The following is a 12856-nucleotide window of genomic DNA, read 5'->3' on the forward strand; positions in this document are numbered from 1 at the left end:
CTGGTAATAGGCTCCTGTAAATTAATAGGAGGTGGTGCCCAAAGATCCTCCGTTACTGCAATTGATTTCGTTAAATATACAAAAAAATAATCATGAAAAAATTACTCCAGACTCTTCTAATGGTCTTTGCTATAGTTAGCACTGTGGTAGCTAAAGACATTGAAAAAAGAACCATTGAGGTAAAGTCATTCAATGAACTGCACTTCGCAAGTGCTTTTGAGGTGTTTATTACCCAAGGTAAAGATTGTCAAATGGTGATGGAAGGCCGTCCGCAAGACTTGGATTTAGTTAAAATCAAGACAATTGACAAAAGCCTAAGTGTTAGCATGCAAGACGGTCGCCACAAAACAAAAAAAATAACCCTCTACTTTCAAGTCAAAGATATCAACGAGGTGCAGACTTCGGGAGCTTGTAATGTGTATTCTAAAAATGTACTGAAGTCAGATAATTTGCAAGTCAGGGCGTCAGGTGCATCAAAAATGAAGCTTGAACTTAACACAAAGAACGTTGAAGTTCGCTGTTCGGGTGCAAGTAATGTCATGTTGGTGGGGACTACAGATAATTTTATAGCGAAACTTTCTGGTGCGAGCAATGTAAGAGCCAAAGATATGATTAGCAACCAAGTGCATGTTTCCATGAATGGCGCATCAAACCTTAAAATCCACGCCAATAATTCCATAGAAGGTAACTGCTTAGGTGCATCGTCTGTGAAATTTGTAGGCGATCCTCAGCGTGTCTTGGTGAATACTTCAGGCGCAGGCTCGGTACAGCGATTGTAAGGCTTTATTGGATGTTTTATTTGTCCACAGATTACTTATTCCTTGTTTTTAGTTCAAGTGTCTCGCTTGGACTAAAAATTTAATGGCCTTTGATCCAAGCGGGACGCTTGAACCAACCATTATCACGAGCCGGACTCTCGCGATAGTGGATTCATCCTAACCACAAAAAATCAAATAAAAAAGCCTGGCAATTTGCGTTGCCAGGCTTTTTTTAGGTATAAATTAACGGGAGGTCATTTTCAATTGCTTATTGACATCCTTGATTTTCTGTTTCAACTCATTGTCCTTTTCCAACATATCATTGACCGACTGCACGGCGTGAATCACTGTTGAGTGATCTCGGCCACCGAAATGATAACCGATGGACTTTAGCGAATGATTGGTATATTCCTTAGAGAAATACATGGCGATCTGCCTTGCTATCACGATTTCCTTTTTACGGGTTTTCGCTTTCAGGTCCTCCACTTTCAGTTTAAAATATTCCGCTACGGTCTTCTGAATGAAATCAATCCCTACTTCCGTTTCGATATCATGGACGATATTCTTCAGGATTTGCTTGGCCAAAGGCACATCAATGTCCTGCCGAACCAATGAAGCGTGGGCGATCAAACTGATCAGCACCCCTTCCAACTCACGGATGTTGGTATCGATCGTATGCGCCAAATATTCCAATACATCTTCAGGAATGTTGATTCCGTCTGCCTGCATTTTTTTCTGAATAATGGCAATTCTCGTTTCGAAATCTGGCGTCTGCAAATCTGCGGTCAGCCCCCATTTAAATCGAGACAACAAACGTTCCTGCAAGCCTTTCAACTCTCTTGGCGGGCAATCGGAAGTCATGATAATCTGCTTACCCGACTGATGCAAGTGGTTGAAAATATGGAAGAACATCTCCTGTGTTTTTTCCTTTCCCGAGAGAAATTGCACATCATCAATAATCAGTACATCCACCTGCAGATAGAAGTTCTGAAACTCCCGCATTTGGTTGGCCTTCAAAGCCTCAATAAACTGATTGGTGAATTTTTCAGAAGATACATACAAAACGAATTTGCCTGTAAAGTCCTCTTTCCGCAAAATCTCGTTTCCTACCGCCTGTACCAAGTGTGTTTTCCCAAGCCCAACGCCTCCGTAAAGCATCAAAGGGTTGAAAGAGGTAATCCCTGGCTTTTGTGCCACGGCAAAACCTGCCGAACGCGCCAAGCGATTACAATCGCCTTCAATGTAATTTTCGAAAGTGTAATTGGGGTTCAGGTTAGAGTTTTTCACACTCTTATCTATGGCCTGAATATAAAATGGGCTTGTATAGTTATTCTGGTTTTCGGATCCGTCTTTTTTCGGTCCTGTTTTGCTGGACTTGGAGCCGTTGGGCAAATTAACCGTGTAAGGCTGGTTGTTTTCATTACCACGATCCACGATCACCGAATACTCCAGCCGACCATTTTTACCAATCTCTTTATCGATTGCTGCACGCAACAAATAAACGAAGTGCTCTTCCAGGTATTCGTAAAAATACTGGCTCGGCACTTGAATGGTCAAAACAGTACCATTCAGACGCAACGGCACGATAGGATTAAACCAAGTGGTAAAAGCCTGTTCTGATATATTGCTTCTTACAAATTCAAGGCAGCGTTGCCAAACCGATTGCGCATCCAAATTCATTACCGAATAAAAATTAACCCGATCTTGGGAGGTTCCAAAAAGGAAACCAAAATTGATAAAAAATCCCTTAAAAAAAAAGAACTATCGATTTTCGATCACTAAAGTTGAACGTTTTTCCCGTTAATTCCACTTTTCTTTTTCTTTCGATCAAAAGTAACTTGAATTTTCCCAATCCTTACCCCTGACCAGCCCGAATGATTTATCAGTACCTCTTCGCCTTGTGGGTTTTTCACATACACTGGTGCGTCCATAAAAGTATGAGAATGGCCTCCCAGAATAATGTCGAGCCCACTGACCGCCTGCGCCACTTTTACGTCATCCATTTTTGGACCATCGTACTTATAGCCGAGGTGACTCAGACAAACCACCAAATCACAGCCTTTATCCTGGCGTAATTCCTTCACCATCTTTTGGCTTACCTTTATAGGGTCAAGGTATTTGGTTTTGCCATAGTTTTTATCCCAAACCATGCCGTCGAGCTCTACACCAAGTCCGAACACGCCAATTTTCACCCCCTGGCGCTCAAACACTTTATAAGGCTGAAAGCGATCCTTGAGAATGGTTTCGCTGAAGTCGTAATTCGAGCAGATGAATGGGAATTCTGCATATTGCAGCATGTTGCGGATGCCCTCCAGCCCGTTGTCAAATTCGTGATTCCCAAGATTTGCCGCATCATAATGCATCTTGCTCATCAGCTTCATCTCCAGCTCTCCTTTGTAGAAGTTGAAATAAGGTGTTCCCTGTACAATATCGCCAGAATCAAAAAGCAACACATTTTCATGATCCTGACGGATTTTCTCTACCAAAGCCGCCCGAGCAGCATAGCCCCCTTCATTGGGGTAATCGGCAGAATTCTTGGGAAAAGCCTCAATGCGGGAGTGGGTATCGCCAGTATGCAGCAAGGTAATACTGATATGGTCATTTTTCTTGCTGGCAGCCTTCGTGATCGTCGGTGCCGCCACAGAAGCAAACAGGGCGCCTAAAGCGGATTTTTTCAAAAACTTTCTTCTTTCCATCGTTGTATCTGTTAGTCGATTTTCACTCGGCCTTCCACTTTCGCCTCCACAGGTTTCCCCTGACTTTGGAAGGATTTCAAATAATCAAATATGGCATCGCGAACATTGTAGCTGGATGCTTTCAAAACTCTGCAGTCACGGAAGAAGAACATTTTGTCGCCACCCCCTGCAAGATAATTACTCACCGACACGGTATAGGTTCTTGAAGGATCGAAAGGCTTACCGCCAATTTCAAGATCATCAATTTTACCATTGATAGCATGTACATAAGTATTGGAAACTGACGCCAGGCGGGTGTCCACCAAATACTGCATCAATTGCATCACCTGTTCGCCGTTCAGTTCAAGGATATACACTCGGTTGTCGAAAGGCATCAGCTCATAAACATCCCGAGTGGTAATAGGCCCCTTGGCAATCGGCTTGCGCAGGCCGCCGTTGGTCATTACGCCCATATCCACAGGCTTTCCAAATTCTTTGGTTCCCTGCACCTGCATTAAATCAGCCATAAAATTCCCCAGGTTACATTCCACTGGCTGCGAGAACATCCGTTGTGCACTAACGGCCACCACATCACTCATGCCCTTATCCAGCTTTTCCTTGAAAGGGGCAATCATCTGTGTAATTTCCGCATCGGTGCCCTCCACCGCTTTCACGGGCTGATCCACACCTTGCACTGAGGATTTCACCAGTACCTTTGGCTGGCAGCCCAACATGGTTACCGCAAACAACAGCATCACCCAGAGGCTGCCAGTATGCGATGCATGCTTCGTAAAATTTTTCATATTCTTCATCAAATTAATCTGGTGCGCAATTTACAATCTTTCCCGCTCCTCTGCGCACCTGAAAACTATAATTTATTAAATCGAATTGGCACAATACTTACAAGAAGCTCGCCAAACCTTCTATTAATTATAAAAATGGTAAAACCATCACTATTTCAAGCCTTTTAAAAACAACACTCCCGATTCCGCTTTGTTGAGAAAAAAAAGCAATTCAAATTATTGTTCAACACTTTAGCAATCTGCGCAGAGGAAACCGAGCGAGGTAAAAATATTGACGCCTACAGATTTTGATGGTATCCCGATTGTTTGATGATTGAATTTTTTCTTATACTTTTACGTTAGCGGTCAAGTAAAAAATTTTTACGGCCTATATATGATCAGATAAAACTAATTTTTAGAATGACTGAGATCAGAAATAATTGGACGAGAGAAGAAATTGCTGAAATATATAACTCACCGATCATGGACTTGATTTACCGTGCAGCGACGGTACACCGTGAATTCCATGATCCGAATGAGGTGCAGGTTTGTACATTGTTATCTATCAAAACTGGTGGGTGTTCAGAGGATTGTTCGTACTGTTCGCAGTCGGCAAAATACAATACCGAAGTAAATGTGCATAAATTAATGCCGAAAGACCAAGTGGTACAGGCGGCGCAAAATGCCCGTGCAAATGGCAGCACACGCTTCTGCATGGGGTCAGCGTGGAGAAACATCCGTGACAACCGTGACTTTGACCGCGTGCTGGAGATGGTTTCTGAGGTAAACGAAATGGGCCTTGAGGTTTGCTGTACTTTGGGTATGCTTACTGAAGAGCAGGCACAAAAGCTTAAGGATGCTGGTTTGTATGCTTACAACCATAACCTTGATACTTCAAGAGAGCATTACGACAAGGTGATTACCACCAGAACTTATGACGACCGCCTGGAAACGATCGAAAATGTTCAAAAGGCAAAAATTTCGGTTTGTTCAGGAGGAATCATTGGTTTGGGAGAGACCAACAAGGACCGTATCAGTATGTTACATACCCTTTCGACACTGCAAACGCACCCCGAATCTGTTCCTGTAAATGCTTTGGTACCTATTGATGGCACACCAATGGCAGGAAATAAGCGTGTTTCTACTTGGGATATGGTAAGAATGATCGCTACGGCAAGAATTTTGATGCCTAAGTCGATGGTTCGCCTTTCAGCAGGAAGAAATGAAATGAGCTTTGAAGATCAAGCATTATGCTTTATGGCAGGAGCGAGTTCTATTTTTGCTGGCGACGAACTACTAACGACCCCTAACCCTGAGCAGGACAAAGACAAAGAAATGTTTCAGGTACTGAATTTAAAACCGCGTGCTTCGTTCAAGGAAACCAAGCATTTTGATTTGAATATGCAGTAATATCAACAAAAGATATAGAAAAAGGCGGTTTGTGTAATACAAACCGCTTTTTTTATGTTTGATCGTAGGGGGATACCGTTAAGAACGACTCATGATATTGAATTATCGTAATCCCAAATAAAACACACCTCACTTATGATCATTTCTGTCAATACGATTCAGAAAGTTTTAAAATATATTCCGACGAGCGTCTATTACGGCATTGCCAATGTGCTCTACTTCGTCGGCTTCAGATTGTCGGGTTACCGCAAAGCGGTGGTTCGAAAAAATATCCGCCAGGCCTTCCCTGAAAAATCAGAAAAAGAGTGCCTGAAGATTGAACAGCAATTCTTCCATCACCTTTGTGACTATATCGTCGAAACAGCCCTGCTTTCCAAAATGGATGCCCAGGAGCTGAGTCGCCGCATTACCTTTAACAATGCAGATTTACTGAACGATTATTACGATCAGGGAAAAAATGTGGTGCTCACAACCGGCCATCAGGCCAACTGGGAATGGATGGCGCTCATGCCCAAACTCCTCAAGTTTAAATCCTCGGCGGTATACCGTCAGCAATCTGCGGATGTTTCCGATCAGATTATCCTGCAAAACCGCAGCAAGTTTGGCTTTAACATGATTAAGGACAAAGAACTGATTGCATACTTGAAAAACCAGCCCGCAGATTCCCTCGAACTGATTTATATGCTGTGCGATCAGCGCCCACAACCCACCAAGCGCCCCAAGGTGCTGAAATTTATGCACCAGCCGACGGCTGTATTTCAGGGGTTGGATTTTATTGCCCGAAAGTTTGATTACGAGGTGGTGTATGCGCAGCTTGAGAAAACCAGCCGTGGCCATTACGAAGTAACCTTCCGCCCACTGGATCCTCAGGAGGGAGAAACACCTGTGGAATGCTTTTTCCAAAAACTTGAAGACAGCATCCGCCATCAGCCATTTACCTATTTATGGTCGCATAACCGATGGAAAAACCCGCCAGTCGTTGAATAAATTTGAAAGCAATCACTGCTGTTTATAAAAAAAGGGAGCCATAAGATGGTTCCCTTTTTTATGCATTTCAAAAATAATCGGTTGTTTAGAAATAGTAACGATAATAGCCTCGGCGTCCCTTTGCGGTAACACCTTCTATAATTACTCGGCCCCGAATTCGGGACAAAATATCCACGAGCTGTTCTGGGTCTTTAATTTTGATATTATTGATCTCCGTAACCACAAATCCTTCGGCAATCCCGAGTCGTCGGAACCACCCGTTGCCAATTTTCACGACGCGCACGCCGTAGTCAATACCAATCATATCACGCTCCACAGTGGGCACCCGCTCAAATGCTGCCCCAAGCTCCCGATCGGCATACACTTCCTTTTTCACCAGGCCTGTTTTGCCATCAATGTTGGTCAGCACCAAAGAGGCGCTATAAATTCTGCCCTTACGTTTATAGGTCAACTTAATGCGGTCGCCAGGCGAGCGGTAGCTGATCAGTTCCTCAAATTCTGCCTGCGAATCAATTTGCTGCCCATCAATGTCCAGAATCACATCGCCCACGGCCAGCCCAGCCTTCAATGCAGCACCATTCTTCTGAACATCAGCAAGCACCACCCCATCATAAGCTTTCAGTTCCAGTTTTTTGACGATCTCCTGGGTAATATCAACCACCTGACCGCCAAAAAAGGCCTTCTGTACCTGTCCATATTTAATGATATCATCCACCACCTTGGTGACAATATCGACGGGCACGGCAAAACCATATCCCGCATAAGAGCCCGTCTTGGATAGAATAGCGGTGTTAATACCCACCAAACGCCCGTGGGTATCCACCAAAGCGCCTCCCGAGTTCCCTGGGTTAATGGCGGCATCGGTCTGAATAAAGGATTCCAACGGGAAATTCCCTGCATTAACATGAATCTGCCGACCTTTGGCACTGACAATCCCCGCAGTTACGGTGGAGGTCAGGTTAAAGGGATTTCCGACCGCCAGCACATAAGCGCCAACGGGCAAATCCTTGGAACTTGCAATTTCAATATTGGGCAATTGGTTACCTTTGATTTTCAGCACGGCCAAATCCGTGGAAGGATCTCGCCCTACCACCTTCGCTTCGTAGGTTCGCTTGTCATGGATCACCTCAATGCGGTCGGCGCCATCAATCACATGGTTATTGGTCACAATAAACCCGTCCGTGGAATAAATTACCCCTGAACCCGAACCTACTCCCTGATAGCCAGAGCTGGAATCTCCGCCACGCATAAAATACTCGTACCACGAACTCACCGCTCGCCCCTGCACAAAAGTTTTGATATAAACCACCGAAGGCAAGCTTTTCCTTGAAGCCTCCACAAAGCCGTTTTTGGGCATGGTGGTTTCATCGGCATTTATGCCCGCCCCTTCGGAGAATACCGATTTGGCGATAGGTGTTTGATATTTTTGACTGACCATCCGGATGGCAGGACCAGTATTTTGATCAGAAAAATCATTGATAAAAAATACCGTCGCCAAGGCCGTCCCTATCGCGACAACCCCAAGTCTTATCCAATCTTTCATTGACTGTTGTTCTTTGGTGAAACAAGATTTCTTTCTCAGGGGCTTTCCACACTTCCAACAACACCCTCCCCTGCGAGACCGCTAAATTAACAAGGGAACAAAACGGCACAATAATTTTTACATTTTTTAACCTTTATGCTATAATTTCAGCAAATTCAACCTTAAAATTACCAACCATTTTTCTGCAAAGGGTATTCAATACATAAGTATTTATTATATCCTTATTTTTACTACTTTTGTAATCTATGGGATTGTTATCTTTTTTCTCTAAATATGTTGCGGCATACACTGTCCGGCAACAAAACAAATGGGCTTCACGCCCTATCGAAAGCCAATACAACGTATTTCAGTCTTTAATTAAAGGGGCAGAAAATACGGCTTTTGGCAAAGACCATGATTTTGAAAACATCAACACCTATGAGGATTTCAAGAAGCGTGTACCGATTCGTGATTACGAGCAATTGCGTCCTTATGTGGATCGTGTTGTCGCAGGTGAAGCTGATGTGCTCTGGAAAGGTCGTCCAATTTATTTCGCAAAAACCTCTGGAACGACTTCCGGGGTAAAATATATTCCCTTGACCAAGGAGTCGATTCCCAACCATATCAATTCAGCAAGAAACATGTTGCTCAATTATATGCATGAAACCGGGAATTATGACTTCGTGAGTCGAAAGCTGATTTTCCTTTCAGGCTCGCCTACACTGGAAGATAAAAATGGTGTTTTCCTGGGCAGACTTTCCGGGATTGTCAATCATCATGTTCCGGAATATTTGCGCCGCAACCAAATGCCCTCCTACGAAACCAATTGCATTGAAGAATGGGAGGAAAAACTGGATGCCATTGTGGCCGAGACCAGCAAGGAGGACATGTCGCTGATCTCTGGGATTCCTCCCTGGGTTCAGATGTATTTCGACCGGCTGCAGGAAAAGCATGGGGGCAAAAAAATCATCGACATCTTCCCTAATTTCAGTGTATTTGTATGGGGAGGGGTGAATTTTGAACCTTATCGTGCTAAACTTTATCAGTCAATAGGAAAAGAAGTGGACACCCTGGAGACCTACCCGGCTTCGGAAGGCTTTATTGCCTATCAGGACACACAGGATCAGGAGGGGCTTTTGCTGAATATTTCTTCGGGAATCTTCTTTGAGTTTATTCCTGCGGATCAGTATTTTGACGAAAACCCAGAACGCCTGAGCATCGGAGAGGTGGAGCTTGGTGTAAATTATGCGGTCATCATCAACAATAATGCAGGCCTTTGGGGCTATTCTATTGGTGATACCGTGAAGTTTGTCAGCAAAAAACCTTACCGGGTGATTGTTTCCGGCCGTATCAAACACTTTATCTCCGCTTTTGGGGAGCACGTCATTGGTGAAGAAGTTGAGAAAGCCATGAAGGCAGCGGTGAATAAATTTCCAGAAACAGAACTGACGGAATTTACTGTTGCTCCGATGGTGAGCCAAAGCGAAGGGCAATCCAAGCATGAGTGGTTTGTGGATTTTGAAAACAAGCCCAAAGATATGGACGCATTTTCCCTTTACCTTGATGAGCAACTGCAGCAACTCAACGTTTATTATAAAGACCTGGTGTCTGGAAATATTTTGTTACCGCTACAGATTGTCCCACTGAAGAAAAATGCTTTTCAGGATTATATGAAGTCTATCGGGAAGCTCGGAGGGCAAAACAAAGTACCTCGCCTTGCCAACGACAGAAAAATTGCTGATGCGCTGATGGATTACGCTGAAAAGTAAGCGCACATTGGAAATTGAAAATTCGTGACAAAAATTTAGGGTATGGCCACAATGGTGAAGGAATGTTTTGAAAATAGCATCGCTATGGTTGAAGAATAATTCAAATCCATTCCAGTAATCTGAATTTGCAATAGAATAATCGATTTTCAAACCCGTTCTAATCCTTAAAAAAAATACTAAAAATTTAACGATTCAGTACCTCCATCCCTGGTGTTGGCGGTATGCTTTATAATGGAACCACTTTTTGAGAAAAAAAGACACATTGCCATCCTCGGTTCTACGGGCTCAATAGGCACGCAGACACTGGAGGTCATTGCAGAACAACCTCAGCACTTTCAGGTGGAGGTTTTGACTGCCCGGCGCAATGTGGACTTATTGATAAAACAAAGCCTTCAGTTCAAGCCCAATGCGGTCGTGATCTCAGAGGAATCTTTGTATGAGAAAGCTTTTGAGGCCCTCGACCCACATGGCATAAAAGTATATGCCGGCCAAAACGCCCTCAACGCTGTTGTGCAGATGGAGGAAATCGACATTGTCCTTACCGCTTTGGTGGGTTACAGTGGGGTATTGCCGACCATTAAGGCCATTGAAGCCGGAAAACACATTGCCCTGGCCAACAAGGAAACACTTGTAGTGGCCGGTGAGATCATTACTGAACTTGCACAGCAACATCGGGTATCGATTTTCCCGGTGGACTCTGAGCACAGTGCCATCTTCCAGTGTTTGGTAGGAGAACATCCCGACAGCATTGAAAAGCTGATTCTTACCGCTTCAGGAGGGCCATTCCGTGGCATGAAAACCGACGAGCTGCGGAAAGTTACCAAAGCACAAGCCTTAAAACACCCCAACTGGGACATGGGCGCTAAGGTAACGATTGATTCTGCCTCGCTGATGAACAAAGGGCTTGAAGTAATTGAAGCCAAATGGCTCTTCGGGGTAGATGTTGATCAGATTGATGTGGTCGTTCATCCACAATCCATCGTTCACAGTATGGTACAGTTTAAAGACAGTTCCATTAAAGCACAACTCGGCTTGCCCGACATGCGCCTGCCGATTCAGTATGCCATTGGTTTTCCGCATCGATTACCCTGCAAATTTGAGCGGCTGAACTTTATGGATTACCCTACCCTGACTTTTGAAAAGCCAGATATGGCAACTTTCCGCAACCTTGGGCTGGCCTTTGAAGCCATTAAAGCGGGCGGAAATATGCCCTGCATCCTGAACGCAGCAAACGAAATTGCTGTTCAGGCATTTTTGGAAGACAAGATAGGATTTTTAAATATGTCCGATTTGATCGAAAATTGTATGCAAAAGGCTACCTTTATCGCTCAACCTACGCTTGATGACCTCATAGCAACAGATAAATCAGTTAGAAACTTAGCATCAGAATTATTATAAAATGGAAGGTTTAATTATGGCTGCCCAAATGATCTTGGGACTTTCGATTCTTGTCGGAGTTCATGAGATGGGACACTTGGTAGCGGCAAAAGTATTTGGCATGCGTGTGGAGCAATTTTCTATTGGCTTTCCACCCAAACTTTTTTCAAAGCAATTCGGCGAAACGGAATATTCTTTATCACTGATCCCACTTGGCGGCTATGTGAAAATTTCAGGAATGATTGACGAATCCATGGATAAAGAGCAAATGAACCAGGAACCACAAGACTGGGAGTTTCGCTCAAAACCGGCATGGCAACGCCTGATCGTAATGCTTGGTGGCATTATCGTGAACGTGATCATGGGGATTATCATCTTTGTGATTCTTTCCTACAGCTTCGGGGAAACCTACATTCCTAAATCAGAATTGAACAAAAACGGTATTATTGCCTATGACCTTGCCCAAGAAATTGGTTTTAAGACTGGTGATAAAATTCAGAACATCAACGGGCAGGAGTTTGAGCGTTTCTCGGACCTGCTGAACCCTGAATTGATGATGAATGCCGGAAGCTATTATACGGTGGTTCGTAACGGCCAAACAGCCAAAGTAACGATCCCTGCTGGATTCATGGATAAAATCGCTACGAATAAAGAGGATGAAAAACCTCACTTTATTGGTCCACGTCAGCCGTTTGAGGTTGGACAGGTCATGACCAACTCTCCTGCTGATATCGCAGGCCTGAGCCAGGGAGATAAGATTGTAAGCATCAACAATGCTGATGTTACTTTCTTCGATCAGTTACAAAAAGAACTGGAGGACAATGCCGGCAAGCAGGTTTCCATGACCGTAAGCCGCAACAATGAAACAAAAACACTTGAGGCCACTGTTGGTGAAGATGGCAAGCTGGGCTTCATGCCTGTGATGGGCTTGAAACTGGCAAGCATTCAGCCAAGCTTCGGTGAAGCCATCGGTTTGGGTACGACAAAGGCCTTTTCTGTGGTTTGGCTGAACATTCAAGCTTTTGGGAAAATCTTCACCGGAGAGCTTTCTGCCAAAAAATCCCTTGGGGGGCCTATCGCCATTGCACAGTCTTTCGGAGGCACCTGGGACTGGTTCAGATTCTGGTCGCTCACAGGGCTTTTATCAATGGTATTGGCCTTTATGAACCTTCTGCCAATCCCTGCGCTGGATGGTGGCCATGTGATGTTCCTACTTTATGAGATGATCTCTGGACACAAACCAAGCGACAAGTTTATGGAAGTGGCGCAAAAGATCGGTATGGTCATGCTATTGGCCCTGATGGTCTTCATTTTTGCTAACGACATCATTAAGCTATTACCTACAAGCTGGGTTCAGTGGCTGGGATGGTAAGTTTTAGTGATTAATGATTAGTGATTAGTGATTAATCGCTGTACCAAAAATATATAAAAGCCCCCTTTTCTTGCGAGAAGGGGGCTTTTTACTTGTTGCCCACAATGGGCTTTAAGATAAAATATTCGTCTGCTGAATTTAATTACTGTAGTGATTTCCAAAGCTTGGTCATCAGCTTACAAAAGCATTGCGAACAATACCAAT

10 protein-coding genes are annotated in these 12856 nt (G+C 44.0%); 6 read left to right on the plus strand and 4 right to left on the minus strand.

Annotated features, from left to right (window positions below; all coding sequences use genetic code 11):
* The first annotated feature begins 92 nt into the window (after nt 1–92).
* Nucleotides 93–779: a head GIN domain-containing protein gene (locus AABK40_RS11245; RefSeq protein ID WP_338397105.1), complete on the plus strand. Its 687-nt coding sequence runs from the start codon at nt 93–95 to the stop codon at nt 777–779.
* 222 nt (nt 780–1001) lie between these two features.
* Here AABK40_RS11245 and dnaA read toward each other — a convergent pair whose 3' ends face one another.
* The 3 genes from dnaA to AABK40_RS11260 all read right to left on the minus strand — a co-directional run bounded on the left by dnaA (nt 1002) and on the right by AABK40_RS11260 (nt 4236).
* The gene (dnaA, locus tag AABK40_RS11250) at nt 1002–2438 is read right to left on the minus strand and encodes a chromosomal replication initiator protein DnaA (RefSeq protein ID WP_332920088.1); all 1437 of its coding nucleotides are present in this window, start codon (nt 2436–2438) and stop codon (nt 1002–1004) included.
* 98 nt (nt 2439–2536) lie between these two features.
* Nucleotides 2537–3454, minus strand: coding sequence for a bifunctional metallophosphatase/5'-nucleotidase (locus tag AABK40_RS11255; RefSeq protein ID WP_338397106.1), 918 nt, complete (start codon nt 3452–3454; stop codon nt 2537–2539).
* A gap of 11 nt (nt 3455–3465) precedes the next feature.
* Complete coding sequence (locus tag AABK40_RS11260) at nt 3466–4236, minus strand: 5'-nucleotidase C-terminal domain-containing protein (RefSeq protein ID WP_338397107.1); 771 nt, start codon at nt 4234–4236, stop codon at nt 3466–3468.
* Nucleotides 4237–4635: 399 nt separating this feature from the next.
* On the opposite strand from AABK40_RS11260, the gene bioB reads away from it, so the two are divergent.
* Nucleotides 4636–5625 carry a biotin synthase BioB gene (gene bioB, locus AABK40_RS11265; protein WP_332920091.1) on the plus strand — a complete coding sequence of 330 codons (990 nt, stop codon included), beginning with the start codon at nt 4636–4638 and terminating at the stop codon, nt 5623–5625.
* Nucleotides 5626–5760: 135 nt separating this feature from the next.
* Nucleotides 5761–6612, plus strand: coding sequence for a lysophospholipid acyltransferase family protein (locus tag AABK40_RS11270; RefSeq protein WP_332920092.1), 852 nt, complete (start codon nt 5761–5763; stop codon nt 6610–6612).
* An 85-nt stretch (nt 6613–6697) separates the two neighbouring features.
* On the opposite strand, the gene AABK40_RS11275 is transcribed toward AABK40_RS11270, so the two are convergent.
* A complete protein-coding gene (locus AABK40_RS11275) occupies nt 6698–8155 on the minus strand; it encodes a trypsin-like peptidase domain-containing protein (protein WP_338397108.1) in 1458 nt (485 codons plus the stop codon).
* A 245-nt stretch (nt 8156–8400) separates the two neighbouring features.
* On the opposite strand from AABK40_RS11275, the gene AABK40_RS11280 reads away from it, so the two are divergent.
* The 3 genes from AABK40_RS11280 to rseP all read left to right on the plus strand — a co-directional run bounded on the left by AABK40_RS11280 (nt 8401) and on the right by rseP (nt 12652).
* On the plus strand, nt 8401–9903 hold the full coding sequence (locus tag AABK40_RS11280) for a GH3 auxin-responsive promoter family protein (RefSeq protein WP_332920094.1): 1503 nt from the start codon (nt 8401–8403) through the stop codon (nt 9901–9903).
* Between the two features lie 231 nt (nt 9904–10134).
* Complete coding sequence (locus AABK40_RS11285) at nt 10135–11301, plus strand: 1-deoxy-D-xylulose-5-phosphate reductoisomerase (protein WP_332920095.1); 1167 nt, start codon at nt 10135–10137, stop codon at nt 11299–11301.
* A 1-nt stretch (nt 11302) separates the two neighbouring features.
* Entirely contained in the window at nt 11303–12652 is a 1350-nt protein-coding gene (gene rseP, locus AABK40_RS11290; RefSeq protein WP_332920096.1) for an RIP metalloprotease RseP, read from the plus strand.
* Nucleotides 12653–12856 lie beyond the last annotated feature (204 nt).

This window comes from Persicobacter psychrovividus, from assembly GCF_036492425.1.
In the GTDB taxonomy this organism is placed as follows: Bacteria; Bacteroidota; Bacteroidia; order Cytophagales; family Cyclobacteriaceae; genus Persicobacter; species Persicobacter psychrovividus.